The sequence below is a fragment of the Ruegeria sp. CF2 genome (assembly GCF_056537385.1).
The window spans coordinates 290,292-314,799 of the sequence record NZ_JBQFRL010000001.1; the positions used below are offsets into that span (position 1 = coordinate 290,292).

Below are 24,508 nucleotides of genomic sequence, written 5' to 3' on the forward strand. Positions count from 1 at the left end.
GGGGCAATCATGGACATGTCACGCGTTGCGGATCAGGGGCTGGTGCTTCTGGGATGCGGAAAAATGGGGTCGGCCATGTTGGCCGGCTGGCTGGAACATGGCCTGCCACCCGCATCCGTATGGGTGATCGACCCCAACCCTTCCGAATGGCTCAGGGCGCAAGGGGTCAATATCAACACCCCACTTCCTGAAAGACCTGCCGTCGTGTTGGTTGCCGTCAAACCTCAGATGATGGGCGAGGCATTGCCGGCAATTCAGGTGTTTGGGGGCGGCGGAACCCTGTTCATCTCGGTCGCCGCCGGAACTTCCATCGCCACGTTCGAGCGTGTTCTGGGTGCTGGTACTCCGATCATTCGGGCCATGCCGAACACGCCCGCTGCGATCCGGCAGGGCATCACCGCGCTGATTGGAAATGCCAGAACGTCGGGCTCTGACATGACCCTGGCCGAAGATCTGCTTTCGGCCATCGGTGATACCGTGCGCCTGCAGGATGAGGCGCAGATGGACGCGGTCACCGGTCTCAGCGGCTCGGGCCCGGCCTATGTCTTTCATTTGATTGAGACTCTGGCTGCCGCCGGTGAGGCGCAAGGCCTTCCGCATGATCTGGCCATGCGGTTGGCCAAGGCGACGGTCGCCGGGGCAGGGGCTTTGGCGATGGCGTCCGAGGAAGATCCCTCGCAATTGCGCATCAATGTCACGTCACCCAACGGCACGACGCAGGCAGCACTGGAAGTCCTGATGCATGAACAGGATGGGTTTCCAAACCTGTTGCACCGTGCCGTAAAGGCGGCAACCGATCGATCCAAGGAGCTGTCCGGTGAGTGAAATATCCTTCGACGACTTCCTCAAGGTCGACATTCGCGTAGGAGAGGTCATCCGGGCCGAACCCTATCCCGAGGCGCGCAAGCCCGCGATCAAGATGTGGATCGACTTCGGCGACGAGATCGGCGAGCGCAAGACCTCGGCGCAGGTTACCGCGCATTACACGCCCGAATCCCTTGTCGGCAAACAAGTGCTGGCCGTGGTCAATTTCCCGCCGCGTCAGATCGGGCGATTCATGTCCGAGGTTCTTGTTCTGGGTCTGCCGGACGAATCGGGCGAGATTGTTTTGATCGGCCCTGATGGCAGAGTTCCCGTGGGCGGGCGGATGCACTGATGAAGCTGTTGATCACCCGACCGATGACCCCCGCGGTCACGGCCCGCGCGCGGGATGAGTTCGACGTCGATATCCGAGATAGCAACGCACCGCTCAGCATTGATGAGATGGCGCGCGCATTGCGGGACTACGACGTCGTCGTTCCGACTTTGGGTGATGTCTTTTCGGCCGATGTCTTTGAAATGGTCACGGTTCCGCGGTGCAAACTGCTGGCCAATTTTGGGGTGGGTTTCAATCACATTGATGTGGCGGCAGCGCAGGCTGCTGGTGTTCGCGTGACCAACACACCGGGGGCGGTCACTGATGCAACGGCGGACATTGCCATGACTCTGCTGCTGGCAACGGCCCGCCGCGCGGGCGAGGGTGAACGGCTGGTCCGGTCCGGCAATTGGCAGGGCTGGCACCCGACCCAGATGCTGGGACAGCACGTCACCGGAAAACGGGTCGGAATCATCGGAATGGGACGGATCGGGCAAGCCATTGCCCGGCGCTGTCATTTCGGGTTCGGGATGCAGGTCAGTTATCAATCCCGCACGCCCAAGGATCTGGATTTCCCTGCCGAGTTCGTTCCCGACTTGGCGGCCCTGGCTTCTGTGGCCGATTTTCTGGTTGTTGCCGTCCCCGGTGGTGTTGACACCTTCCACCTCATAGACGCTTCGGTTCTTTCAGCTGTGCGGCCGTCGGCCATTCTGGTCAACATCGCTCGCGGAGAAGTCGTGGACGAAGTTGCACTGATCCATGCATTGAAGACCGGCCAGATCGCCGGGGCCGGGCTGGATGTCTACGAGTTTGAACCCGCCGTGCCGCAGGCGCTGCGCGAGATGGAGAGTGTCACCCTGCTGCCGCATCTGGGCACCGCGACCGAGGAAGTGCGCACGGATATGGGGCACATGGCATTGGACAATGTGGCGGCTTTTGTCGCCGGGCGACCGCTGCCAAATCTGGTCTAACTGCCCACGGCCTCGCGCCAGTGTTTACGGCAGAGCGAAACATAGGTCTCGTTTCCGCCGATCTGCACCTGCGCGCCTTGGGTGATGGTTTTTCCGTTTTCGTCCTGACGGATCACCATCGTGGCCTTTCGCCCGCATCTGCAGATGGTGCGGACCTCGCGCATTTCATCGGCCAGGGCCAGCAGAGCCGCTGATCCGGGGAACAGCTTGCCTTGAAAATCCACCCGCAACCCGTAGGCCAGAACCGGTACTTTCAGGTCATCCACCGCACGGGCCAATTGCCAGACCTGTTCTTCGGTCAGGAACTGCGCCTCGTCCACAAAAACACAGGCCACTTTCCCCTGATCAAGACGATCTTGGATCATCGCGAACACATTGTCGTGGGGATTGAACGTATCGGCCAGTTCCGAGATTCCGATCCGCGATGCGATGCGTCCCTGGCCCGCGCGCCCGTCAATGGCTGCGGTCATCAGATAGGTGTCCATGCCGCGCTCGCGATAGTTGTGCGACGCCTGAAGCAGCACCGTGGACTTGCCTGCGTTCATGGTTGAGTAGTTAAAGTACAGCTTGGCCATGGGCTGGGTCTAATCGGCTCACGCAGCGCGAGCAAGTCGTCAATGTCCTGAAACAAATCGACGCCGCCATTGCAGTCGCAGAGGCCGAGCAGATGCTCTTGGGGATGGATAACCCCGCTTCCGCAACAGCGACACCGCCGGCCACGAAATGGCCGAAACAGCGCAGGGCCTGAAATACTGCCCCACAAACACTCTTTACCGGCATTAACTGCCGCCACTCACTCACAAAACCCCCGCATATCTGAGGGATAGCCAACATATGACATTTCAATTATGACTCGAGTATGGGAAATTTCCCCTCCCTTTCCCCGGTGCGGACAGCCGGGGCTAGAGGGCGCAGCGAACAAAGGTACAAAAATGGCAGATATCGGGGCCTATCTGAAAAAGCACACCGAAGCTTTGGTCAAGGACGTGGGGATCGAGGCAGCATGCGAGATCACAGGGAAATCCAAGGCCACATTGGGCCGGTATTACTCCGACAATCCCGAGCACAGCGACCGGTTCATGCCGGTGGATGCGGTCGCACGTCTGGAAAACGCGGCCAGCTACCCGCATGTGACTTCGGCCCTGGCAGACCTGAAGAACATCACCTTGTCCTATGATGAGCGCAATTCGACCGGTACGCGCACCGGGGGCGTCAATTCGGACGTGATCGCACTGAGCCAGCGGTTTGCGATGCTGATGACCGAATACCAGGCCGCAATCGAGGATGGCATCATTACCGTCAACGAAGCCAAGCGTCTGCTGAAAGAAACCTCGTTGCTGCAACAAGTTCTGATCGAGATGAAATTGCACCTCGAAGAGGAAAGCGTCAGCTGAATTTGTTTCCCGGCAAGCCGTCAAGGGGCGGTGAAAAAGGCGATGTGCGCATCGCCTTCTTCAAGCTGAACTGAAGTAGCTCTTAGCCTTTGTCAGTTTTCGTCGTTGTTGGCGTTGTTCCCGCGTCCGGGGCTTGAACCTTCGGGCCCATTTCCGCCCCCGTTGTTGCCTTTTCCGCCGCCATTGTTGCCCTTGCCGCCGTCTTTCCCGTCGCCGTTGTTGCCTTTACCGCCGCCGTGACCGCCACCCTTACCGGGCTTACCGTCACCATGGCCGGGCTTGCCGCCGCCTTTGCCGGGTTTGTCTCCACCCTTACCGGGTTTGCCGCCGCCATCGCCAGGCTTGCCTCCGCCGTTGCCGGGATCATCATTCCCGCCGCCGTTGCCCGGATCGTCGGATCCGCCATCACCGGGGTCATCGTTCCCCCCGCCATTGCCGGGGCCGCTGTTTCCGCCGCCCGACCCGGATCCGCCACCGGCGGATGGGCCGGTGCTCGATGCGGGTTGAAACCCGCTGGGGTCGTTTTCGCGGCCGTCAAAGCTGTTGGCGTTGGAAATCGATCCGGTCGGCAAATCGCTCAGCAGATTGGCCAGCCCCGGACACTGCTGCGAGGTATTGGCAAGAACCGACCCGAAATCTGCCCGTTGTTGCAGATGCGAGAGGAAACTGGGCGTAACCTGCGAACAGCCGCAAAGGGCCGCATAGTCACCATTGTTGGCCGCGACCCGTGCTGTGTTGGCGTTGCAGACCTGGGGCTCGGCCATGGCCGCGCTGGCTGCAGCAACCCCCAAAAACGGGGCGACAACCCAGGCCGCCATTCCTGACTTAGAACTCTTGAACATGGCGCACCTTTCTTAACCTAGCGTCACCTGACATGCGGAATTGCATGGCCTTCCAGATGGAGGCCGCGGGTTAAGCTGTGCTGTATCAATTCTGAAGAAGTGTTCAGGAATACAAAAACAGTCCGCCTGCGCGGGCGAAATATTCGAGGTTATCGCTTGTTGCGCCGGACGTGGACTGGCGGCGCCGGCGCGTCAGGCGTGGCGTTTGACGATGACGGACCCCACCGAATACCCTGCACCGAACGAGCAGATCAGGCCGACATCGCCATCCTGAAGATCGTCTGAATATTTGGAAAAGGCGATGATCGACCCGGCTGACGATGTATTGGCATAGTCCTGAAGAATGTTGGGCTGTTCGCCCGGCTCCGGCTCTCGGCCCAAGACCTTTTTGCCGATGAAATCATTCATCGTCTTGTTGGCCTGGTGCAGCCACAGCCGCTTGAGATCGCCGCTTTCGATCCCTTCGGAATCCATGTGGTCGCTGATGTGTTTGCTGACCATCGGCAGCACTTCCTTGAACACCTTGCGGCCGTTCTGCATGAACTGCATGTCGCGGCGGTCCTTCAATCCGTCGGGCCGGGTGCGCCGCAGAAAACCGTTGTTGTTGCGGATGTTGTTCGAAAACTCGGTTGCGCAGCGGGTCGACAAGATTTCGAAATGCGGGCCCTGTGCATCCTCGATCCGCTCGATCAGCGTGGCGGTGGCCACGTCGCCGAAGATGAAGTGGCAATCCCGGTCGCGCCACTCCAGGTGTCCCGAGCAGATCTCGGGGTTAACCACCAGCGCCGCCCGTACGGACCCCGACCGGATCATGTCGGCCGCGGCCTGAATGCCGAACGTCGCCGAAGAACAGGCCACGTTCATATCGAACCCAAAACCAGTGATGCCCAACGCGTTCTGAATTTCGACCGCAATGGCGGGATAGGCGCGTTCATGGTTCGACGCGGCACAGATCACCAGATCGACATCCGCCGCCGTCCGACCTGCCTGAGCCAGCGCCTTGTTGCAGGCGTCCAGCGCCATCTCGGTCATGATGCCCGGCTCGTCATCGCTGCGCTGGCGCAGCAGGGGATGCATCACGTCCGGGTCCAGCACGCCGGTCTTGTCCATGACGTAGCGGTTCTCGATGCCCGAGGCCTTGACGATGAACTCTTCCGAGGAGTGCTGCATCGGCTCCATCTCGCCCGCGGCGATGGCATCGGCGTTGGCAGCATTCATCTTGTCGGCATAGGCGTTGAAGGCTTTGACCAGCTCGGCATTGGTGATGACGTTTTCGGGCGTGAAAACCCCGGTACCGGTGATTGCGGGCGTGTACATGTCGGGTCCTGAATGTTTCGGATTCGCCCAAAATGCAGTCACAGCGCCCCCAGATCAAGAGATGTTGACCCAAGGGAACGGCATAGGTTTGCGCAAATTCAACTTCACATCTTGAATAGTTCAGAATCCGAAGTATATCACCGCTCGACTCGTGCGGAGAGCATCCATGACCAAAGACATCAGTGAACGGCTGGCCCGACTGACCCCTGAGATCCAGGCGATGATGGGCGTCTATGCGCTGTACTGGAAACTGGAAGAGAGTTTCGGCTGCATCGATACCGATCTCAGCCATCAGGAATGCCACATGTTGATCAAGTTGGATCAGCCCAAGCGGATGGGAGTGTTGGCGGCCGACATGCTGACCGTGCCGTCGACGATTACGGCCACCGCCGATGCGCTTGAGGCGGCCGGTTATCTGACCCGCCAACAGGACCCCGATGATCGCCGTGCGTGGTTGCTGGTGCTGACCGACAAAGGTGCCGAGGCCCGCAACATGCTGGTCACCACCGCCGGTGAGCTGTTTCACCGTGCCTCTGGGTTGGATGACGAGGAAACTGCTCAATTTGCCCGGCTTGCCCGCAAAATCCGGGACAACATTCTGAAAACGGGAATACCCGAGGGATTGACGAAATGAAGCTGCTGACTTCGCTGGGCCTTGCCCTTGCCGTACTGGCCGCACCGCTTGCGGCGCAAGACGACACCAAGCCTGTGAAACTTATAGTGGTGCATGAGACTGCTCCCGGATTTTCACGCCAGTTCTTCGGGCGCGTGGCCGCGCGGCAGACTGTCGATCTGGCGTTTCAGGTCGCCGGACAGATCGTGGAACTGCCCGTCAACGAAGGGTTCCAGGTGCCCAAGGGCAGCCTGATTGCAAAGCTGGACCAAGAGCCGTTCGAACTGGCACTGGAACGTGCGCGTCTTCAGAAGGATCAGGCTGACCGCACCGTGGCCCGCCTGTCGCGCCTGCGGGGGACGACTGCAAGTCAGGTCGCTGTCGATGACGCTGAAACCGCCGCCCAACTGGCTGCAATCGCGGTGCGTGACGCCCAGTACAACCTCGAGCACACGACTCTGACCGCACCGTTCGATGCGCTGGTATCGCGGCGTGAGGTCGAGAACTTCACGACCGTGGCCGCCGGAACGCCGATCGTCCGGATCCACGATCTGTCCGAATTGAGGATCGAGGTCGATGTGCCCGAAATCCTGTTCCAGAGGACCAGCCAGGAAGATGGCATTTCGATCACGGCAAAATTCCCCGCAAGTGACGAGGTCTTCCCGTTGGAAATCCGCGAATTCGACGCCGAGACTTCGAGCGTCGGACAGACGTTCCGGATTCAGTTCGGCCTCACGCCGCCGGAAGACTTGCGGGTGCTGCCCGGATCATCGGTAACCGTCAATGTCCAGGTCGATGACAAACGCACTGGCATCATCGTTCCTCCGACCGCGATTGTCGCCGACGCCGAGGGCAATCTGGGCGTCATGGTCTTTTCGCCGGTCGGTGCAGATGTCGGCACCGTGCGGCGTGTTCCCGTGACCATCGAACCTACCCAGACAGGTGACGTCCGGGTTCTGACCGGATTGTCGGACGGCGACGAAATCGTAGTGGCCGGTGGGTCCGTTCTGACCGATGGGCAGACCGTGCGCCGCTTTGCCGGCTTTGCGAACTGAAGGGGGCGAGGATGAATATCGCACGCGCCTCGATCGACAGGCCGATCTATACGTGGCTGGTGATCCTGATTGCACTGCTGGGTGGTATCTGGGGATTTTCGTCGCTCGGGCGGCTCGAAGATCCGGCCTTTACCATCAAGAACGCCGTAGTGCTGACCACTTATCCCGGTGCGACGGCTGAACAGGTGGCCGAGGAGGTCTCGGAACCTTTGGAATCTGCTATCCAGCAGATGGGCGAGGTCGATGTCATCACTTCGGTCAACCGTCCCGGTCAATCGCTGATCGAAGTCGAGATCAAGTCCACCTACGATGGCAGCGAATTGCCGGATATCTGGACCCGACTGCGCGCCAAGGTCCGGGATGCGGCCCGTGGATTGCCGTCCGGTGTCAGCCAACCCTATGTGAATGACGGGTTCGGTGACGTGTTCGGTCTTTTCTATGCGGTCACCGCGGAAGGGTTCAGCGACGCCGAAAAGCATGAATTGTCGACCTTCTTGCGGCGCGAGTTGCTGACCGTTGAGGGCGTGGCAGACGTTGAAGTGCAGGGCTTGCCGGACGAAGCCATTTTCATCGAGCCGGACCTGGCCATTTCGGTCAACCAGAATGTGCCGTTGCAGTCGATCAACGAAGCGATCGCCAACGCCAATTCGGTCCAGTCGTCAGGGACGCTCCGGTCAGACGACGATCGTACCACGATCCTGACGGCGGACGGATCGGACAGCGTGTCCGAGATCGCCGGGCTGTCGGTTGGCTCTCAGGGGCAAGTGATCAACCTCTTTGACATGGCCGATGTCTACCGGGCCCGCCAGACCGATCCTGATATCATGATCCGATTCAACGGCGTCGAAGCGTTCACCCTGGGTATTGCTGGCCTGTCGACGGAAAACATCGTGGAAGTCGGAAAGCGCGTCGACGCCAAGCTGGCCGAGCTGGATGTGGAAATTCCCGCAGGCGTCGATGTATTGCCGATCTACCAGCAGCACGTCGTGGTCGAGCAGGCTTCGAACGATTTTCTTGTGAACCTAGCCATGTCGGTTGCCATCGTGGTGGCGGTGCTTGGAATATTCATGGGTTGGCGCGCGGCAGTAGTTGTGGGCTCGACCCTTTTGTTGACCGTTGTCGGGACCTTGCTGTTCATGGCGCTGTTTTCCATCGAGATGGAACGCATTTCGCTGGGCGCTCTGATCATTGCGATGGGGATGCTGGTCGATAATGCCATCGTGGTGGCCGAGGGGATGCAGATCTCCATGCTCAAGGGAAAAAACTCGCGCGATGCTGCCGACGAGGCCGCGTCCAAGACACAGATCCCCCTGCTTGGGGCCACGGTCATCGGGATCATGGCCTTTGCCGGGATTGGGCTCAGCCCGGATGCGACGGGCGAATTCCTGTTCTCGTTGTTTGCGGTGATCGCGATATCCTTGCTGCTGAGCTGGGTGCTGGCCATCACAGCAACACCGTTGTTGGGGCATTATTTCTTCAAACAGGGCAAGGACGCGGATGTCGACGCCTATAGCGGCATCCTGTTCCGAACCTACGGGGCGATCCTGCGCTGGGCTTTGCGGTTCCGTTGGCTGGTGGTGGCTGGTTTGGTCGGGGTCACCGTGGTCTGCTATGCCGGCTTCGCGATGGTGAAACAGCAGTTTTTCCCGGACTCCAACACGCCGCTGTTCTTCGTCCATTACAAGCTGCCGCAGGGGACACCGATCGCGCGGACGAGTGCCGATATGCAAGTCTTTGAAGACTGGCTGGCCCAGCGGGATGATGTCGTCTCGGTCACCACCTTCGTGGGGCAGGGCGCGACGCGGTTCATGTTGACCTATTCGGCCGAGAAGCCCAACCCAAGCTATGGGCACATGATCATCCGGACCGAAACGCTCGAGGACATTCCCGTCTTGCGTGCTGATCTGGAGGCCTTTGGTGAAACCCAATTCCCTGAAGGCGAATTCCGGACCAAGCGTCTGGTCTTCGGCCCCGGCGGCGGTACCCCGATCGAGGCGCGGTTCTCGGGCAGCGATCCGGTCGTCCTGCGGCAACTGGCCGACGAGGCGGTGCGGCGCATGTCGGCGGCCTCGCCCAACGCGCTGGACGTGCATCACGACTGGCGTGAAATGGAATTGGCGGTCCAGCCGATCTATGCCACCGAGCGTGCGCAGACGGCCGGTGTAACCCGCGAAGACATCGCCGCCACCCTGCAGTTTTCGACGGACGGCATCACCGGCGGCGTGTTCCGCGAGAGGGACCGCCTGATCCCGATCATCCTGCGTCGACCGGCGGACGGGGAATACTCGATCGTGGATCAAGTGGTGTATTCGGACCAGTCACAGAAGTTCGTGCCGATCGAGCAGATGGTGGACGGGTTCCAGTACAAAGCGCTCAATACGCTGGTGCATCGACGAGATCGCGTTCTGACCGTTACGGTGGGCGCAGACATCCCGGCCGGCCTGACCGCGGCACAGGTTCATTCCGAGGTTCGCGATGCGATCGAGGACATGGAGCTGCCGCTGGGCTACAAGCTGGAATGGGGCGGTGAGTTCGAGGATTCCGGCAAAGCGCAAGCCAGCCTTGGCAAGCAGTTGCCGCTGAGCCTTTTGATCATGGTTCTGATCTCGGTGCTGCTGTTCAACGCGATCCGGCAACCGGTCATCATCTGGCTGCTGGTGCCGATGTCGGTGAACGGCGTGGTGATCGGGCTGTTGGGCACGGGCCTGCCCTTTACCTTCACCGCGCTTCTCGGGCTTCTCAGCCTGTCAGGGATGCTGATCAAGAACGGTATAGTTCTGGTCGAAGAGATCGACCTTGTCCGCGCCACGGGCAAGCCTCTGCGCGAATCGATCATCGAAGCCTCGGTCTCGCGTCTGCGCCCGGTCATGCTGGCGGCGATCACCACGATCCTGGGGATGGCGCCGCTGCTGACCGACGCGTTCTTCGTGTCGATGGCAGTGACGATCATGGGAGGGCTGGCCTTCGCGACGATCCTGACCATGGTCGCTGCGCCGGTGTTCTACATGCTGTTCTTCTCTCGGAAGGAACAGCGCAGGCTGGCGGCGCAGACTGCATGATCTAACGAAAAAAGCCCCGGCGAACGGCCGGGGCTTTTTGCTTGTCCGCTGCGGGCATCAACCCTGTAGCGATTTGACCTCCACATCCCCTTCAGCCTGCGCCTTGATGGCCAGGGCGGCGGCATGGCTGGCCGCAGCCGTGGTGTAGTAGGGGATCTTGTCATAAAGCGCGATCGAGCGGATGGCCTTGCTGTCCTCGACTGCCTGCGCGCCTTCGGTGGTGTTCATGACCAACTGGACCTGACCGTCCTTCAGCATGTCCACCACATCGGGGCGGCCCTCGTACACCTTGTTGACCACGTCACAGGGCACGCCCTTGGACTCCAGCCATGTCTGTGTTCCGCGAGTGGCCACCAGCGAGAATCCCTGCTCGACCAGAACCTGCGCAGCCTCGATCATCGCCGGACCCTTGTCGGCATCCTTGATCGAGATGAAAGCCCGTCCCTTGGACGGCAGCACCATGCCCGCGCCCATCTGCGCCTTGAGGAAGGCGCGGGGGAAGTCGCGGTCCCAGCCCATGACCTCACCGGTCGAGCGCATCTCGGGGCCGAGGATGGTATCGACACCGGGGAAGCGAGCAAAGGGCAGCACCGCCTCTTTCACCGAGAACCAGGGCATGTCCGGGTCGGCCAGGGTCATCTGGTCGGCGATCTTGGTGTCCTGACCTTCCTTGTAGGGCGGGCGTTGCGGGAAGTTCGACAGCGGCTCGCCCGCCATCACCCGCGCGGCGATCGAGGCAATGGCGCTGTCAGTCGCCTTGGCCACGAAGGGCACGGTGCGGCTGGCGCGCGGGTTGACCTCGATCAGGTAGATCTCGTCATCCTTGATCGCGAACTGCACGTTCATCAGGCCGACCACGTTCAGCGCCTTGGCCAGCTTGTAGGTCTGCTCCTTGATCTCGGCGATGATCTCTTTCGACAGCGAATATGGCGGCAGCGAACAGGCCGAGTCGCCCGAGTGCACACCGGCCTCTTCGATATGCTGCATGATGCCGGCCACATGGACATCCTTGCCGTCGCACAGCGCGTCCACGTCCAGTTCGACCGCCCCGGCCAAGTAGCTGTCCAGCAGCACGGGGCTGTCGCCCGAGACCACCACGGCCTCGTTGATGTAGCGCTTCAGCTGATCCATGTCGCGCACGATCTCCATCGCGCGGCCGCCCAGCACGTAGGACGGGCGGATCACCAGCGGGAACCCGATCTCTTCTGCAATCTCAAGCGCTTGCGCGTCGGTCGAAGCGATGCCGTTCTTGGGTTGTTTCAGGCCCAGATCGTTGACCAGTGCCTGGAACCGTTCGCGGTCTTCGGCCAGGTCGATCGCGTCGGGCGTGGTGCCCAGGATCGGAATACCTTCGGCCTCGAGCGCATTGGCCAGCTTCAGCGGGGTCTGACCACCGAACTGAACGATCACACCGTGCAGTGTGCCGTTCTGCTGCTCGGTCCGCAGGATTTCCATGACGTGTTCAAAGGTCAGCGGCTCGAAATACAGCCGGTCCGAGGTGTCGTAGTCGGTCGACACCGTCTCGGGGTTGCAGTTGACCATGATGGTTTCATAGCCCGCGTCGGTCAGCGCGAAACAGGCGTGGCAGCAGCAATAGTCGAACTCGATCCCCTGGCCGATCCGGTTGGGGCCGCCGCCCAGAATGACGACCTTCTTGCGGTCGCTTGGGCGCGCCTCGCATTCTACCTCGCCCATCGTTGGGGCCTCGTAGGTCGAGTACATGTAGGGCGTCTGCGCCTCGAACTCGGCGGCGCAGGTGTCGATCCGCTTGAAAACGGCGGTGACGCCCAGATTGTGGCGGGCGCGGCGCACGTTGGCCTCGTCGCGGCCGGCCAGATTGCCCAGACGCGCGTCGGTAAAGCCCAGCATCTTGAGCCGGCGCAGGCCGTCCTCGGTCATCGGCAGGCCGTCCTTGCGGACGGTGCGTTCCGCTTCGATGATCTCGCGGATACGGGCCAGGAACCACGGGTCGAACTTGGTGACGGCAAAAATTTCGTCGTCGGTCAGACCGTGGCGCATCGCCTGCGCGATGGTGCGCAAACGGTCGGGTGTCTGCTTACTGATGGCCTTGATGACATGTGCCTTGTCGTCGCTGCTTTCGACCGCATCCCATGGGCCGATGCTCAGGCCCGGAATTTCAACTTCGTCAAACCCGGTCAGGCCCGATTCCATCGAAGCCAGCGCCTTTTGCATCGATTCGTGGATGGTACGACCGATGGACATGGCTTCACCCACCGATTTCATCGCGGTGGTCAGGTAAGGCTCGGATCCGGGGAATTTCTCGAAAGCGAATTTCGGGATTTTGGTGACGACATAGTCGATGGTCGGTTCGAAAGACGCAGGCGTGACCTTGGTGATGTCATTGTCCAGCTCGTCCAGCGTGTAGCCCACCGCCAGCTTGGCGGCTATCTTGGCGATCGGGAAGCCTGTCGCCTTGGACGCCAGCGCTGACGAGCGCGACACACGCGGGTTCATCTCGATCACGACCATGCGGCCGTCTGCCGGGTTGATCGCCCATTGCACGTTCGATCCGCCCGTTTCGACGCCGATCTCGCGCAGAACGGCGATCGAGCCGTTGCGCATGATCTGGTATTCCTTGTCGGTCAGCGTCAGCGCAGGGGCCACGGTGATCGAGTCACCGGTATGCACGCCCATCGGATCGACGTTCTCGATCGAGCAGACGATGATCGCGTTGTCGGCAGTGTCGCGCACCACCTCCATTTCATATTCTTTCCAGCCCAGAAGGCTTTCGTCGACGAGGATCTGGTTCACCGGCGAGGCATCCATGCCCGAGCGGCAAAAGTGGATGTAATCCTCACGGTTGTAAGCCACACCGCCGCCGGTGCCGCCCAAGGTAAAGGCCGGGCGGATGATCGCGGGCAAGCCGATGTTTTCCAGCTCGTCCAGGGCCATTTGCACGCCGGCATCCAGGTCGGCAGAACCGTCGGCTTTTTTGGGGGCGGTGACGATGGTGGCCTTGGGGTTTTCAAGGCCCAGGCGGTCCATCGCTTCGCGGAACAGCTTGCGGTCCTCGGCCATTTCGATGGCCTCGCGCTTGGCCCCGATCATCTCGACGCCGAATTTTTCCAGCACGCCCATCTCCTCCAGCGCCAAGGAGGTGTTCAGGCCGGTCTGACCTCCCATCGTGGGCAGCAGGGCGTCAGGGCGTTCCTTTTCGATGATCTTGGCGACGACCTCGGGCGTGATCGGCTCGATATAGGTGGCGTCGGCCAGTTCGGGGTCGGTCATGATCGTTGCGGGGTTCGAGTTCACCAAGATGACCCGATACCCTTCCTCGCGCAGGGCCTTGCAGGCCTGGGCGCCGGAATAGTCGAATTCGCAAGCTTGCCCGATGACAATGGGCCCCGCCCCGATGATCATGATCGACTGGATGTCGGTTCTCTTCGGCATGGCCTGGCCCCTTCGATTTTGCACGAGTCGCGGGCGCCGCCCATGCGCCCAAATTGTCGTGCGTTATAGGGACCCGGGCAAAAGGTGCAAGGGGGATCGGAAACGGAAGCGAAATTGCCGCTTTCCCCCCTTTCCCTTGGCACCGTATTCTCTATATGCCGCTGCACGACAGATGAGGAAGCAATTGCGCATTCGTTTCGATCATGGACCCGCCGGTCCGGGCACCGGTTTCGACCGGCCTGCCCAGGTGATCCGCGCCGACCGGGCGGAGCAGGTGCCCCAGGCATTGGCGGCGCTGGATGACGCGCGCGCGCAGGGCGGCTGGCTGGCCGGATATGCCAGCTACGAGCTTGGCTATGCGCTTGAGCCCAAGCTGGCCGCAAGGCTGCCCGCGACCCGTCGATTGCCGCTATTGTGCTTTGGGGTGTTCGACGGCCCGAGCGTGCAGGACCTGCCGTTCGGTGCGGCCGGGCTGACTGCGTTCCAGCCGCGTTGGAGCGAGGCGCGCTATGCCGAAGCCTTCCGCACCGTGCATGATGCGATCGGGGCCGGCGACATCTATCAGGCCAACCTGACCTTTCCCATCGACCTGGAAACCGAGGGCGACAGCGCCGCGCTCTATGCCGCGCTGACCGCCGGACAGCCGGTCGGCCATGGCGCATTGGTCCAGCAGGACGGGCTGCCCGATCTGCTCAGCCGCTCGCCCGAGCTGTTCTTCCGCACCGATGCCGCCGGGATGATCGAGACCCGGCCGATGAAGGGCACTCAGCCGCGCAGCGCCGATCTGGCCGAGGATGCCTGGCGGCGCGATTTCCTGTCCTCGGACGAAAAGAACCGGGCCGAGAACCTGATGATCGTGGACCTTCTGCGCAATGACATCAGCCGTGTGGCGCTGCCGGGAACCGTTCAGGTGCCCGAGCTGTTCAAGGTCGAGACCTACGCCACCGTGCATCAGATGGTGTCGCTGGTGCAGGCGCGGCTGCAGGTAGGGGCGGGGCTGTCCGACATCCTGAGGGCGCTGTTTCCCTGTGGCTCGATTACCGGGGCGCCCAAGATCCGTGCGATGGAGATCCTGTCGGATCTGGAGCCTTGGCCGCGCGACATCTACTGCGGCACCATCGGCTGGGCCGCCCCGGACGGGCGGTCGGAGTTCAACGTCGCGATCCGGACCTTGATGGTCGAGGGCAATCGGGCCACGTTGAACGTCGGCGGAGGCGTCGTCTGGGACAGCACCGCCGCGTCGGAATATGAGGAAGCGCTATGGAAAGCCCGGTTCGCGCACCAACTGAGCCTGATTTCCGCCTGATCGAAACCTTTGCGTTTCGGCCCGGGCAGGGCTTTGTACGTGTGACCCGTCACCTGCGGCGCATGGCGCGGACTGCGGACTGGCTGGGTGTTCGGTTCGACGTGCGGCGCGTCGGCAAAGTGGTGGACGGTGTGTCCGGAGCGGACTCGCTGCGGTGTCGGCTGACGCTGGACATCACCGGCAAGCCCGAGGTCACTACGGGGCCTCTGGCAGACAACCCGCCGGGCTGGACGGTGGGTCTGGCGACAACAAGGCTGACGTCCTCGGACATCTGGCTGCGCCACAAGACCACCCGCCGCGCGATCTATGATCAGGCACGGGCGGAATTACCCGACGGCGTGGACGAGCTGTTGTTCCTGAACGAACGGGATGAACTGTGCGAGGGCACCATCACCAACCTGTTCGTCGAAACTGAAGACGGGCGCCTTCTGACACCTCCGGTTGCCGCGGGCCTGCTGCCGGGCATCCTGCGTGAGGAGTTGCTCGAAACCGGACGCGCGGCCGAGGCAGTCTTGACCCTGCATGACCTGGCAGCCGCGCACCGGGTCTGGATGGGCAATTCCTTGCGCGGTTTGATCCCGGCCGAGGTGAGGCTGCCATGAGCGACCACAGTTCTGCGCGTGGATTGCAGGTATCGAACCTGCGCCTGAAGGCTGAATTCGTGGCGTTCTATGTCGCGGTCCCCTTGCTGATCGCGGTTCTGTTTCCACCCGACTGGATGTTTCCGGCCCTGTTCTTCTTCACCGCTGTCGGGATCGCCCTGCTGCACCGCACCCCGGGCTTTTCCTGGGCCGAGCTGCGCTATGGCTGGCGCAACTGGCGCTGGGTCGAGGTGATCGGGTTCTCTCTGGCAATGGCGGCAATTTGTTCGGCCCTGGTGATGGCTACGCGCCCCGATGCGGCCTTTTATCTGCTGCTGAACCGGCCCGAATTTCTGGCCGTGATTTGGCTGGGCTATCCGTTGCTGTCGGCACTGCCGCAAGAACTGCTGTTCCGCACACTGTTCTATCGCCGCTATCACGCGATCCTGCCTAACGGCGCGGCCTTGCCGTTGCTGAACGCCGGGCTGTTTGCCTTTGCGCACCTGATGTATTGGAGCTGGATCGTCACCGTGATGACATTCGCGGGCGGGCTGCTGTTTTCATGGGCCTACCGCAAGCGCGGGTCGTTCTTCTATGCGGTGCTGCTGCACGCGGTCGCGGGCAACATCATCTTTGCCGCCGGGCTGGGCGTGTTCTTCTATTCCGGCAACGTGCAGCGCCCGTTCTAGCGGCTCTACTCGGCGGCATCGCGCATGTCCTGATCGGGCTGATACAGATAGTCCCGCGTCAACGGCACCGCGTCGCGGCGATGGCCCAGCTGCAGTTGGAACACGGTCTGGTCGCGCTCTTCGAACACTAGGATGCAGGCGGTCAGATAGAACCGCCACATGCGGATGAACCGGTCATCATACATCGCGCGCACTTGGTCCAGGTTGCTCTCGAACCGGTCGCGCCAGGCGCGCAGGGTCAGAGCATAATGCAGCCGCAGGCTTTCGACATCCAGAAACCACAGACCGGTGCGTGCCACGGGTCTGACGATTTCCTCGAGCGACGGGACATAGCCGCCCGGGAAGATGTACTTGTTCAGCCAGGGCGACTGGCCGGTGGGCGGCCCGTTGCGGCCGATGGAATGGATCAACGCCACGCCGTCGGGCTTCAACAGGGCTGCGACCCGGTCGAAATAGGTGCGCAGCTGTGGCGCGCCCACATGCTCCAGCATCCCGACCGAGACGATCCGGTCGAACTGATCCTGCATCTGCCGGTAGTCCATCAGCCGAATTTCGATGCGGTCGGTCAGCCCGGCCTGCTGCACCCGTGCAGTCGCGGTGCGGTGCTGGTTCTGTGACAGGGTCAGCCCGGTCACCTGCACGCCGTGGTCACGCGCCAGCGTCAGGGCCAGACCGCCCCAGCCGCAGCCGATGTCCAGCACGCGCATGCCGGGCTCCAGGCACAGCTTGCGCGCGATATGCGCCTTTTTGGCGGCTTGCGCCTGTTCCAAAGTCATCCAGGGCTGCTGGAAATAGGCGCAGCTGTACTGCATGTCAGGGTCCAGCATCAGCCGGTAAAAGTTGTCGGACAGGTCATAGTGATGCGCCACGTTGCGCCGCGCCGAGTGGACCGAGTTGCGCTGCAGGATTGATCGCAGCAGATACCCGGCCCAGTCCTGGATCTGCTGCAGCAAGGGCAATGACCCGCTGGCCGCGCATCGAATCGCGATCCGCATGGCACTTTCCAGGCCGCCCTCGTCGACGGTCAGGGTGCCGTTCATGTAGCCCTCGCCAAAAGCCATCTCGGGATTGCGCACCAAGCGCGCCATCAAAGCGGGGTCATGCAGGGTGATATGCGCCTCGGGCTGGGTGGCGTCGCCATAGGTGCGCGCCGTCCCGTCAGGATAGGTGATCCGCAGAGTTCCGCGGGTGATAAAACCCCGCAATACGCGATCCAAAACAGTTTGCCACATCGGCCGAAAACCTCCTTGCTCAAGGGGCCTGGCTCCCGCGTGCCGGGAAAACTATTTGAGTTCACATGTCCGAAACATAGCGATTTTTTTCGAATTTGTCTGCATTCCGGCCCGCATCGCGCCCCGACACTTGACTTCCCGACCCGATCGCGGTGTATCGGCGCGACGAATTCAGCGCCCGAAGGGATATCATCCATGCACGCCTATCGCAGCCACACCTGCGCCGATCTGACCGCCGCCAATGTCGGTGAAACCGTCCGCCTGTCGGGTTGGGTTCATCGGGTGCGAGATCACGGCGGCGTGCTGTTCATCGACTTGCGCGACCACTATGGCGTGACCCAGGTTCTGTGCGACGGCGACAGTGCTGCGTTCAGCGCGTTGGAGAAAGTGCGCTCGGAATGGTGCATCCGCATCGATGGCACGGTCAAGGCGCGCGACCCCGAATTGGTGAACCCCAAGCTGCCCACCGGCGAGATCGAGGTTTATGTCCGCGAACTGGAAGTGCTGGGCGCGGCCGAGGAGCTGCCGCTGATGGTGTTCGGTGATCAGGAATACCCCGAAGAAACCCGCCTGCGCTATCGCTACCTGGACCTGCGTCGCGAGGCGATGCAGCGCAACATGGCACTGCGCTCGGACGTGGTGGCCAGCATGCGCCGCCGCATGTGGGATCAGGGCTTCCGCGAATATCAGACGCCGATCATCACCGCGTCCAGCCCCGAGGGCGCGCGCGACTTCCTGGTGCCCTCGCGCCTGCATCCGGGCAAGTTCTATGCGTTGCCGCAGGCGCCGCAGCAGTTCAAGCAGCTGATCATGGTGTCGGGCTTCGACAAGTATTTCCAGATCGCCCCCTGCTTCCGCGACGAAGACCCGCGCGCCGACCGGTCGCCCACGGATTTCTACCAGCTCGACCTCGAGATGTCCTTCGTCACCCAGCAGGACGTGTTCGACACGATCCAGCCGGTTCTGACGGGTATCTTCGAAGAGTTCGGCGGCGGCCGGAAGGTTGATCAGGAATGGCCGCAGATTTCCTACAAAGACGCGGCGCTGTGGTATGGCACCGACAAGCCCGATCTGCGCAACCCGATCAAGATGCAGGTGGTGTCGGAACACTTCCGCGGGTCCGGTTTCGCAATCTTCGCCAAGCTGCTGGAACAGGAAGGCACCGAGATCCGCGCGATCCCCGCGCCGGGTGGCGGCAGCCGCAAGTTCTGCGACCGCATGAACGCCTTTGCCCAGAAAGAAGGTCTGCCCGGCATGGGCTATATCTTCTGGCGCGATCAGGGTGAGGGGATGGAAGCTGCAGGCCCGCTGGCCAAGAACATCGGCCCCGAACGCACAGAGGCAATTCGCCAGCAGCTGGGCCTGGGTGTTGGTGACGCGGCGTTCTTCTTGGGTGGTAAGCCCAAAGCCTTTGAAAAAGTCGCCGGCAAAGCGCGCGATGTTATCGGCGAGGAGCTGGGCCTTACCGACAAGGACCGGTTCGCCTTTGCCTGGATCGTGGATTTCCCGATCTACGAGAAGGACGAGGAAACCGGCGAGATCGATTTCGAACACAACCCGTTCTCGATGCCGCAAGGCGGCATGGAGGCACTGCAGGGCGACCCGCTTGAGGTCAAAGGCTATCAGTACGACCTGGCCTGCAACGGTTACGAGCTGGTGTCGGGCGCGATCCGGAACCACAAGCCCGAGATCATGCTCAAGGCGTTCGAACTGGCCGGCTACGGCGAGGACGAGGTCAAAAGCCGCTTTGGCGCGCTGTTCAACGCGTTCCACTATGGAGCTCCGCCGCACGGGGGCTGCGCCGCCGGTATCGACCGGATCGTCATGCTGCTTGCGGACGAGGCCAACATCCGCGAGGTCATGATGTTCCCGATGAACCAGCGCGCCGAAGATCTGATGATGCAAGCGCCTTCGGACCCGACTTCGGATCAGCTGATGGAACTGGGCCTGCGGGTCATCCCTCAGGAATGAGCCAAGGACCGTACCCAGAGTGTGAAAAACCTTTGGGTGCGGTCAAAACTACTGCGGTGGCGCGAAGCGAACTTTCCGCCAAGTACTTCAGTGCTTATCGGTGCCCGCGTTTTCCAAGTGGCTAAAACCCCTTGAACTTGAATTCAGTCCACCCAGTTCGGCTGTTTCTCGCGGTTGGCGCGAATGGTCCGTGCGGATCTGCGGGTGTGCCAATACCACCAAGCGCAGAGCATGGCCGTTGTCACGAAATAGGCCAAGGTCATTCAGATCGCCTTTCGTCTTTCAAGACGGCTTTGGACAAGGCCGGCAACCCGCGCGGCCAAGGCTGTTACCGGAGCGCCCTTGGCACGTGAGGATGCGAGGTCATGGGCGGCCTGTTCCAGAACCGTATCCTCGGCATCTCGGGCAACACCGCGCAGGAATTGGGCGGCATAGTCCAGAGTGCGTGAATCCGCTGGCCCGGTCAGAACATCTGCGATATGCGCCATGTCATCCTGATAAGCCAGCGGATCGGGGCAGATCTGTTCGTCTTTGACGGATTGGAGCGTACCCGGGCGGCGGTCTTCGGGAAGGTTTTCCAGGATGGCCCTTTGGAAGCTGATTTGCGAATTCAACGGTTTCGCCAGAAAACCATCGGCTCCGGCTTGCAAGGCAAGCGTTTCGGCGCAGTCGTCGCCGGACATACCAAGGATGACGCTGATACGTGGGGAAACCGCGTTCAGTTCCGCGATCAGGTCTGCGCCAGAGCCGTCCGGCAGGCCCATGTCAACCACGATCACCGACGGGCGATAGATCTGAAGGTGCCTGCGCGCCGACCTCAGGCAATCGGCCCGGCGAATGCGGGCGCCGCTGTGCAGGCACATCAGTCGCATCGCATCACAGGCATAACGACTGTCCTCGACAACCAGAATGGTCTGACCCAGCAAAGGCCGGGTGGCGCTGGGGGCGACGGCGGATGGGGCGAACGGCACCGAATCGTCCATGGCAGAACTCCTTTCAGCAGATGCCCCACGCTAGGAACTCCTGGCTAACACAGGGTTAACGCGCGTTTTGGCGCACTTGCCCTTTGACAGGGCAGCCCCCATAAACGCTGCAACGCAGAACAGAGGAGACTGCCATGATTGGCCGCCTGAACCATGTCGCCATCGCCGTGCCCGACCTCGAGGCCGCATCCGCCCAATACCGCAACGCGCTGGGCGCCAAGGTTGGTGAACCTCAGGATGAACCGGATCATGGCGTTACGGTTGTCTTCATCGAACTGCCCAATACCAAGATCGAGCTGCTGTACCCGCTGGGCGACGACAGCCCGATCAACGGCTTCCTGGAAAAGAACCCGGCGGGTGGCATCCACCATGTCTGTTATGAGGTCGAGGACATCATCGCCGCACGGGATCACCTGAAGGCGACCGGTGCCCGCGTTCTGGGAACCGGAGAACCCAAAATCGGCGCGCACGGCAAGCCCGTGCTGTTTTTGCACCCCAAGGACTTCAACGGGTGCCTTGTGGAGCTGGAGCAAGTCTGAGCCGGGCTGAGGAGGCGCCGAAATGACAATCACTGCTGCGCTGGTATTGTTCGCCGTGATCTGGTTCATGACCTTGTTGGTCGTGCTGCCGGTCCGCATCAAGACGCAAGGCGATCTGGGCGACATCGTGCCGGGGACCCATGCGGGCGCTCCGGAAGTTCACCACATGAAAAAAAAGATCTGGATCACCACCGGTATTTCTATCGTGTTGTGGGCGGTGATCGCAGGGATCATTGTTTCTGGCGTAATCTCAGTTCGTGATTTCGACTGGTTGAACCAGATGGAACCGCGCGAGTAATCAGCGCTCGGCCTGTCGCGACAGCCCATGAAAGATATGCGTGAACGTTGCGGCTCCGATGATCGGAATGAAAAGGTTCACCAGCGGGACCGACAGGGGGATGGCCATCAAGGTTCCGGCGACCCAGATCGTCCCGGCATGGCGTGCCCGCAACGCCCGCGCACCGTCGCGCCCGATCCGGCGCATGGCCGCCAGCGTGAAATACTCCCGACCCAGCAAAAACCCGTTCATCCCCCAAAAGATGAACGGAGCGAGGGGTGTGAACAGCGCGTAAAGGGCCAACGCCAATACGTTGGCAACAATCAACACACCCAAGAATCCCAGCGAGTCCAGCACCGCGTCCCAGATCGGGACGGACGGGACGGGGGGTAGGTTCGGGTAATGCCGGTCTTCAACGGCCTGTGCGACCTCATCCAGAAACATCGATGTGATGGCTGAGGCCACCGGCACCATCAGAAAGACCGGCAGGATCAGAACCAGAAAGATCCCTGAATAGTTCAGAACGTCGTTCAACCACGGGACGTCGCCGACAAATGGCAGCGAGATCTCCTGACCAGCAAGGGCGTTGATGCCCCAAATCGCAACCGCACAGGCAACAACAAGCAGCAGGATCGTCAGGCCGACACCGCGCAGTAGCACCGATCGGAATCGAGCATCGCCGAGCTGTCCCAAGGCCGCGAAGAACGCGTTGAGGATAATCATTCCGTCACCCACTCGGTGACTGCGGCCACGTCCGGGCGGGGCCTTTCGGGCGGCGTGGCCCCTTCGGTTGCGATGTGAATCAGTCCGGCAATGCGTTCATTGTCGGCCAGGCCCAAACCGCGTTCGCAGAATTCGCGGTCGTGCGACTGCCAACCTGAAAGCCAGTTGGCACCCCAACCCGCAGCAAGGGCTGCGTTGAGCAGTGCAAGGCAGACCGCCCCGGCCGAGTAGGTTTGTTCGATTCCAGGGATTTTCGGCGATGGTTTTTGCACTTCGATGACGGCAACAGCGAGATGCCCCATATCGAACTGACTACGGGCCTTGGCAATGTCTTCGGGGCTTTTCCCCAGCGCAACGCCTCGTTCCTCGGTCAGATCGGCCAATCGCGGCATTGCGCCTTTTTCGATGACGATGAACCGCCAAGGTTCCAACTTGCCATGATCGGGGCTGCGAGCGGCTGCGGTCAGCAACGGGATCAATTCGTCGCGGGTCGGCGCCGGGGCCATCAACGTCTTGGCGGGCCGTGACCTGCGCGACTGCAGGAACTCGAACGCAGCCGGGTTTTTCAGCGTCATATGTTAAATTCCTTTACATGGTTCTGTCGTATCTCGGGCAGACACGCGCCGGTTTCAAGGGCAAGATGCAAAACTGTTGCATATTGTGCCACCCGGCACCGTCCAAATGCGGAAGAGAACGTGATGGCAAAACCGAAACTGCGAAACCTGCCGGACCTTGCGCATCTGGCGCGACCCGGGCAATCGATTCCCGTGCGGGTGACTCCCAAAGCTGCGCAGGACCGGATTTCTTTCGGCGGGGCGACAGTGCACATCGCTGTCACCGCCGTGCCCGAGGATGGAAAGGCGAACCTGGCCGTGGTCAAGCTGCTGGCCCGGGCCATGGGTGCCTCACCGTCAGCTTTGACGCTGAAAAAAGGCCATACAGGGCGCGACAAGGTCTTTGTCTACGATCCCTAGGCTGGTGTCTCCCTGATCTGGTAGACCCCTTCGGGCAGATCCAGAGCGGCGGCAAGATCGCGCACCTGTTCGGGCGAAAGGGTGATTTTCTGCATCTGGTCCGTTCGGGGGTCCAACTGCTCGATTGTTACGCACTCGGCGAAACTGTTGATCACCACGTCTTCTTGCAAAGGCTCCGGGCCTTCGTCCACCAGGGTAATGACTGTCGAGTCGAATTCATGCTCAATCGAAAACATGTTCCCAGACTGCCCAGCCTGCGATCGCAATGCAACCCGCTGATTGGGTTTCGGGCTGTGGTCAGGGGGGCCACATCGCGCTAAGCTTTCCTGCCGGCACGAACAGAAAGGATCCGGAATGCACCGCCTCAGGTTTTTGCTGGTCTTGGTTGTGTCCGCATGCACTGCGGGCGGGTTCATTGCAGTTGATGATTGGTCACCGTCCTCGCCCGAACTGCGCGACTCGGCACTGACGTTTCAGCAGGTCAGCAGGTCGGTCGGGGCGGCGGCGCAAAAAGTCTGTCAGCGCGAGACACCAGGGCAGAACTGCGATTTCGGCATTCTGATCGACACGGATCCGTTTGCCGAGCCAAATGCGTTCCAGACGTTGGACAAGGATGGGCGCCCGTTCATTATTTTCACGCAGGAAATGGTCAAGTCGACGCAGAACGCTGACGAGATGGCGTTCGTGATGGGACACGAGGCGGCGCATCACATCCTGGGCCACATCGCCCGGCAGGTAAAAAACGCCAAGGAAGGGGCTCGAATTTTCGGAGAACTGGCTGAGGCGCAAGGCGAGGACGCGGCCGGAATTGAACGTGCTCAGAAGCTGGGTGCCGAGGTCGGAGTTCAGAGCTATACGAAAGAATTCGAGCTTGAAGCGGACCGGATGGGAACTTTGATCACCTATTCGGCTGGGTACAATCCGCTAGTCGGCATGGCCTATTTCGGCCGGATTCCCGATCCGGGTGACCGCTTTCTGGCGTCTCATCCGCCCAATGCCAAGCGCATCGAAGTTGTTCTGGAAACAGCCGCCCAGCTCGGCCTGACCCAATGACCCAGATCCAGCGGATGGGGGTCGTTCTGACGGATCGAGGCTCGAAATACGCGGTGAGCGGTGCTCCCGTCAGGTCGCGGGATGAGGTCGATGCGGTATTGCGCGACCTTAAATCGGACAAGGCATATGCCAAGGCGACCCATAACACGTGGGCCGCGATTTTGCCGACCGGCGCTCTCAAGACAGATGATGGCGAAACCGGTGCGGGGATGGTCATATTGCGCATGTTGGAACGCGCCGGTGTGCAGGATCACGTGGTCATTGTGACCCGATGGTATGGCGGCAAAAAGCTGGGCGGAGATCGTTTCAGGCGGGTCCAGGACGCCACACGGGCCTACCTTGACCACCTGGGGGTCGTCTCTTGACCTGAATCAAGGGCACCG

General features: G+C 61.3%; 25 protein-coding genes. 16 read left to right on the plus strand and 9 right to left on the minus strand.

What is annotated here, in order from left to right; translation table 11 throughout:
- Nucleotides 1-9: 9 nt before the first annotated feature.
- The 3 genes from proC to ACR0IR_RS01420 are packed head-to-tail and all read left to right on the plus strand — an operon-like array spanning nt 10 to nt 2,106.
- Nucleotides 10-825 (plus strand): pyrroline-5-carboxylate reductase, encoded by an 816-nt coding sequence (gene proC / locus ACR0IR_RS01410; RefSeq protein ID WP_170364798.1) that lies wholly within the window; start codon nt 10-12, stop codon nt 823-825.
- The gene (locus tag ACR0IR_RS01415) at nt 818-1,156 is read left to right on the plus strand and encodes a tRNA-binding protein (RefSeq protein WP_170364796.1); all 339 of its coding nucleotides are present in this window, start codon (nt 818-820) and stop codon (nt 1,154-1,156) included. The genes proC and ACR0IR_RS01415 overlap by 8 nt, the downstream gene beginning before the upstream one ends.
- Complete coding sequence (locus ACR0IR_RS01420; RefSeq protein WP_170364794.1) at nt 1,156-2,106, plus strand: 2-hydroxyacid dehydrogenase; 951 nt, start codon at nt 1,156-1,158, stop codon at nt 2,104-2,106. The genes ACR0IR_RS01415 and ACR0IR_RS01420 overlap by 1 nt, the downstream gene beginning before the upstream one ends.
- Here the strand turns inward: ACR0IR_RS01420 and ACR0IR_RS01425 are convergent.
- Nucleotides 2,103-2,681 carry a thymidine kinase gene (locus ACR0IR_RS01425; RefSeq protein WP_170364792.1) on the minus strand — a complete coding sequence of 193 codons (579 nt, stop codon included), beginning with the start codon at nt 2,679-2,681 and terminating at the stop codon, nt 2,103-2,105. The genes ACR0IR_RS01420 and ACR0IR_RS01425 overlap by 4 nt on opposite strands.
- A 357-nt stretch (nt 2,682-3,038) precedes the next feature.
- On the opposite strand from ACR0IR_RS01425, the gene ACR0IR_RS01430 reads away from it, so the two are divergent.
- On the plus strand, nt 3,039-3,500 hold the full coding sequence (locus tag ACR0IR_RS01430; RefSeq protein ID WP_093965032.1) for a hypothetical protein: 462 nt from the start codon (nt 3,039-3,041) through the stop codon (nt 3,498-3,500).
- A gap of 92 nt (nt 3,501-3,592) precedes the next feature.
- Here ACR0IR_RS01430 and ACR0IR_RS01435 read toward each other — a convergent pair whose 3' ends face one another.
- Both ACR0IR_RS01435 and ACR0IR_RS01440 read right to left on the minus strand, forming a co-directional pair.
- A complete protein-coding gene (locus tag ACR0IR_RS01435) occupies nt 3,593-4,342 on the minus strand; it encodes a hypothetical protein (protein ID WP_170364790.1) in 750 nt (249 codons plus the stop codon).
- Between the two features lie 192 nt (nt 4,343-4,534).
- Nucleotides 4,535-5,659, minus strand: coding sequence for a beta-ketoacyl-ACP synthase III (locus ACR0IR_RS01440; protein ID WP_170364789.1), 1,125 nt, complete (start codon nt 5,657-5,659; stop codon nt 4,535-4,537).
- A 166-nt stretch (nt 5,660-5,825) separates the two neighbouring features.
- On the opposite strand from ACR0IR_RS01440, the gene ACR0IR_RS01445 reads away from it, so the two are divergent.
- The 3 genes from ACR0IR_RS01445 to ACR0IR_RS01455 are packed head-to-tail and all read left to right on the plus strand — an operon-like array spanning nt 5,826 to nt 10,386.
- Nucleotides 5,826-6,293 carry a MarR family winged helix-turn-helix transcriptional regulator gene (locus ACR0IR_RS01445; protein ID WP_093964681.1) on the plus strand — a complete coding sequence of 156 codons (468 nt, stop codon included), beginning with the start codon at nt 5,826-5,828 and terminating at the stop codon, nt 6,291-6,293.
- Complete coding sequence (locus ACR0IR_RS01450) at nt 6,290-7,327, plus strand: efflux RND transporter periplasmic adaptor subunit (RefSeq protein WP_170364787.1); 1,038 nt, start codon at nt 6,290-6,292, stop codon at nt 7,325-7,327. Before ACR0IR_RS01445 ends, ACR0IR_RS01450 begins: the two co-directional genes overlap by 4 nt.
- 11 nt (nt 7,328-7,338) lie before the next feature.
- Nucleotides 7,339-10,386 carry an efflux RND transporter permease subunit gene (locus ACR0IR_RS01455; RefSeq protein WP_480778956.1) on the plus strand — a complete coding sequence of 1,016 codons (3,048 nt, stop codon included), beginning with the start codon at nt 7,339-7,341 and terminating at the stop codon, nt 10,384-10,386.
- A 57-nt stretch (nt 10,387-10,443) separates the two neighbouring features.
- Here ACR0IR_RS01455 and carB read toward each other — a convergent pair whose 3' ends face one another.
- A complete protein-coding gene (gene carB, locus ACR0IR_RS01460; RefSeq protein WP_170364784.1) occupies nt 10,444-13,797 on the minus strand; it encodes a carbamoyl-phosphate synthase large subunit in 3,354 nt (1,117 codons plus the stop codon).
- Between the two features lie 184 nt (nt 13,798-13,981).
- Here carB and ACR0IR_RS01465 point away from each other — a divergent pair, with 184 nt between their 5' ends.
- Genes ACR0IR_RS01465 through ACR0IR_RS01475 form a run of 3 tightly spaced genes read left to right on the plus strand, consistent with a single transcriptional unit; the run spans nt 13,982 to nt 16,373 of the window.
- Nucleotides 13,982-15,103, plus strand: coding sequence for an aminodeoxychorismate synthase component I (locus ACR0IR_RS01465; RefSeq protein ID WP_480434118.1), 1,122 nt, complete (start codon nt 13,982-13,984; stop codon nt 15,101-15,103).
- The gene (locus ACR0IR_RS01470) at nt 15,058-15,705 is read left to right on the plus strand and encodes an aminotransferase class IV family protein (protein WP_170364780.1); all 648 of its coding nucleotides are present in this window, start codon (nt 15,058-15,060) and stop codon (nt 15,703-15,705) included. The genes ACR0IR_RS01465 and ACR0IR_RS01470 overlap by 46 nt, the downstream gene beginning before the upstream one ends.
- Nucleotides 15,702-16,373, plus strand: a complete 672-nt coding sequence (locus tag ACR0IR_RS01475; protein ID WP_170364779.1) for a CPBP family intramembrane glutamic endopeptidase — start codon at nt 15,702-15,704, stop codon at nt 16,371-16,373. The genes ACR0IR_RS01470 and ACR0IR_RS01475 overlap by 4 nt, the downstream gene beginning before the upstream one ends.
- Before the next feature lie 5 nt (nt 16,374-16,378).
- On the opposite strand, the gene ACR0IR_RS01480 is transcribed toward ACR0IR_RS01475, so the two are convergent.
- On the minus strand, nt 16,379-17,605 hold the full coding sequence (locus tag ACR0IR_RS01480; protein WP_170364776.1) for an SAM-dependent methyltransferase: 1,227 nt from the start codon (nt 17,603-17,605) through the stop codon (nt 16,379-16,381).
- A 195-nt stretch (nt 17,606-17,800) separates the two neighbouring features.
- On the opposite strand from ACR0IR_RS01480, the gene aspS reads away from it, so the two are divergent.
- The gene (gene aspS / locus ACR0IR_RS01485) at nt 17,801-19,576 is read left to right on the plus strand and encodes an aspartate--tRNA ligase (protein WP_170364775.1); all 1,776 of its coding nucleotides are present in this window, start codon (nt 17,801-17,803) and stop codon (nt 19,574-19,576) included.
- Between the two features lie 263 nt (nt 19,577-19,839).
- On the opposite strand, the gene ACR0IR_RS01490 is transcribed toward aspS, so the two are convergent.
- Nucleotides 19,840-20,559: a response regulator gene (locus ACR0IR_RS01490; RefSeq protein WP_170364773.1), complete on the minus strand. Its 720-nt coding sequence runs from the start codon at nt 20,557-20,559 to the stop codon at nt 19,840-19,842.
- A 134-nt stretch (nt 20,560-20,693) separates the two neighbouring features.
- On the opposite strand from ACR0IR_RS01490, the gene mce reads away from it, so the two are divergent.
- A complete protein-coding gene (mce, locus tag ACR0IR_RS01495; protein ID WP_093964690.1) occupies nt 20,694-21,098 on the plus strand; it encodes a methylmalonyl-CoA epimerase in 405 nt (134 codons plus the stop codon).
- Nucleotides 21,099-21,120: 22 nt separating this feature from the next.
- Nucleotides 21,121-21,396 carry a DUF1467 family protein gene (locus ACR0IR_RS01500; RefSeq protein WP_093964691.1) on the plus strand — a complete coding sequence of 92 codons (276 nt, stop codon included), beginning with the start codon at nt 21,121-21,123 and terminating at the stop codon, nt 21,394-21,396.
- Here ACR0IR_RS01500 and ACR0IR_RS01505 read toward each other — a convergent pair whose 3' ends face one another.
- Together ACR0IR_RS01505 and ACR0IR_RS01510 are read right to left on the minus strand one after the other, a co-directional pair.
- Nucleotides 21,397-22,098, minus strand: a complete 702-nt coding sequence (locus tag ACR0IR_RS01505) for an EI24 domain-containing protein (RefSeq protein ID WP_170364771.1) — start codon at nt 22,096-22,098, stop codon at nt 21,397-21,399.
- Entirely contained in the window at nt 22,095-22,673 is a 579-nt protein-coding gene (locus ACR0IR_RS01510; RefSeq protein WP_170364769.1) for a nitroreductase family protein, read from the minus strand. The genes ACR0IR_RS01505 and ACR0IR_RS01510 overlap by 4 nt, the downstream gene beginning before the upstream one ends.
- Before the next feature lie 123 nt (nt 22,674-22,796).
- Here ACR0IR_RS01510 and ACR0IR_RS01515 point away from each other — a divergent pair, with 123 nt between their 5' ends.
- Nucleotides 22,797-23,072 (plus strand): DUF167 domain-containing protein, encoded by a 276-nt coding sequence (locus ACR0IR_RS01515; protein WP_170364767.1) that lies wholly within the window; start codon nt 22,797-22,799, stop codon nt 23,070-23,072.
- On the opposite strand, the gene ACR0IR_RS01520 is transcribed toward ACR0IR_RS01515, so the two are convergent.
- On the minus strand, nt 23,069-23,308 hold the full coding sequence (locus ACR0IR_RS01520) for a hypothetical protein (protein WP_093964694.1): 240 nt from the start codon (nt 23,306-23,308) through the stop codon (nt 23,069-23,071). The genes ACR0IR_RS01515 and ACR0IR_RS01520 overlap by 4 nt on opposite strands.
- A 118-nt stretch (nt 23,309-23,426) precedes the next feature.
- Here ACR0IR_RS01520 and ACR0IR_RS01525 point away from each other — a divergent pair, with 118 nt between their 5' ends.
- Nucleotides 23,427-24,125 carry a M48 family metalloprotease gene (locus ACR0IR_RS01525; RefSeq protein ID WP_170364765.1) on the plus strand — a complete coding sequence of 233 codons (699 nt, stop codon included), beginning with the start codon at nt 23,427-23,429 and terminating at the stop codon, nt 24,123-24,125.
- Nucleotides 24,122-24,490, plus strand: a complete 369-nt coding sequence (locus ACR0IR_RS01530; protein WP_170364763.1) for a YigZ family protein — start codon at nt 24,122-24,124, stop codon at nt 24,488-24,490. Before ACR0IR_RS01525 ends, ACR0IR_RS01530 begins: the two co-directional genes overlap by 4 nt.
- The last annotated feature ends 18 nt before the right edge of the window (nt 24,491-24,508 follow it).

Excerpts from the sequence above, each read along its gene's own strand:
- proC (WP_170364798.1), top strand. The coding sequence starts at position 10 with ATGGACATGTCACGCGTTGCGGATCAGGGGCTGGTGCTTCTGGGATGC.
- ACR0IR_RS01420 (WP_170364794.1), top strand. The coding sequence starts at position 1,156 with ATGAAGCTGTTGATCACCCGACCGATGACCCCCGCGGTCACGGCCCGC.
- ACR0IR_RS01425 (WP_170364792.1), bottom strand. The coding sequence starts at position 2,681 with ATGGCCAAGCTGTACTTTAACTACTCAACCATGAACGCAGGCAAGTCC.
- ACR0IR_RS01430 (WP_093965032.1), top strand. The coding sequence starts at position 3,039 with ATGGCAGATATCGGGGCCTATCTGAAAAAGCACACCGAAGCTTTGGTC.
- ACR0IR_RS01435 (WP_170364790.1), bottom strand. The coding sequence starts at position 4,342 with ATGTTCAAGAGTTCTAAGTCAGGAATGGCGGCCTGGGTTGTCGCCCCG.
- ACR0IR_RS01440 (WP_170364789.1), bottom strand. The coding sequence starts at position 5,659 with ATGTACACGCCCGCAATCACCGGTACCGGGGTTTTCACGCCCGAAAAC.
- ACR0IR_RS01445 (WP_093964681.1), top strand. The coding sequence starts at position 5,826 with ATGACCAAAGACATCAGTGAACGGCTGGCCCGACTGACCCCTGAGATC.
- ACR0IR_RS01450 (WP_170364787.1), top strand. The coding sequence starts at position 6,290 with ATGAAGCTGCTGACTTCGCTGGGCCTTGCCCTTGCCGTACTGGCCGCA.
- ACR0IR_RS01455 (WP_480778956.1), top strand. The coding sequence starts at position 7,339 with ATGAATATCGCACGCGCCTCGATCGACAGGCCGATCTATACGTGGCTG.
- carB (WP_170364784.1), bottom strand. The coding sequence starts at position 13,797 with ATGCCGAAGAGAACCGACATCCAGTCGATCATGATCATCGGGGCGGGG.
- ACR0IR_RS01470 (WP_170364780.1), top strand. The coding sequence starts at position 15,058 with ATGGAAAGCCCGGTTCGCGCACCAACTGAGCCTGATTTCCGCCTGATC.
- ACR0IR_RS01475 (WP_170364779.1), top strand. The coding sequence starts at position 15,702 with ATGAGCGACCACAGTTCTGCGCGTGGATTGCAGGTATCGAACCTGCGC.
- ACR0IR_RS01480 (WP_170364776.1), bottom strand. The coding sequence starts at position 17,605 with ATGTGGCAAACTGTTTTGGATCGCGTATTGCGGGGTTTTATCACCCGC.
- aspS (WP_170364775.1), top strand. The coding sequence starts at position 17,801 with ATGCACGCCTATCGCAGCCACACCTGCGCCGATCTGACCGCCGCCAAT.
- ACR0IR_RS01490 (WP_170364773.1), bottom strand. The coding sequence starts at position 20,559 with ATGGACGATTCGGTGCCGTTCGCCCCATCCGCCGTCGCCCCCAGCGCC.
- mce (WP_093964690.1), top strand. The coding sequence starts at position 20,694 with ATGATTGGCCGCCTGAACCATGTCGCCATCGCCGTGCCCGACCTCGAG.
- ACR0IR_RS01500 (WP_093964691.1), top strand. The coding sequence starts at position 21,121 with ATGACAATCACTGCTGCGCTGGTATTGTTCGCCGTGATCTGGTTCATG.
- ACR0IR_RS01505 (WP_170364771.1), bottom strand. The coding sequence starts at position 22,098 with ATGATTATCCTCAACGCGTTCTTCGCGGCCTTGGGACAGCTCGGCGAT.
- ACR0IR_RS01510 (WP_170364769.1), bottom strand. The coding sequence starts at position 22,673 with ATGACGCTGAAAAACCCGGCTGCGTTCGAGTTCCTGCAGTCGCGCAGG.
- ACR0IR_RS01515 (WP_170364767.1), top strand. The coding sequence starts at position 22,797 with ATGGCAAAACCGAAACTGCGAAACCTGCCGGACCTTGCGCATCTGGCG.
- ACR0IR_RS01520 (WP_093964694.1), bottom strand. The coding sequence starts at position 23,308 with ATGTTTTCGATTGAGCATGAATTCGACTCGACAGTCATTACCCTGGTG.
- ACR0IR_RS01525 (WP_170364765.1), top strand. The coding sequence starts at position 23,427 with ATGCACCGCCTCAGGTTTTTGCTGGTCTTGGTTGTGTCCGCATGCACT.
- ACR0IR_RS01530 (WP_170364763.1), top strand. The coding sequence starts at position 24,122 with ATGACCCAGATCCAGCGGATGGGGGTCGTTCTGACGGATCGAGGCTCG.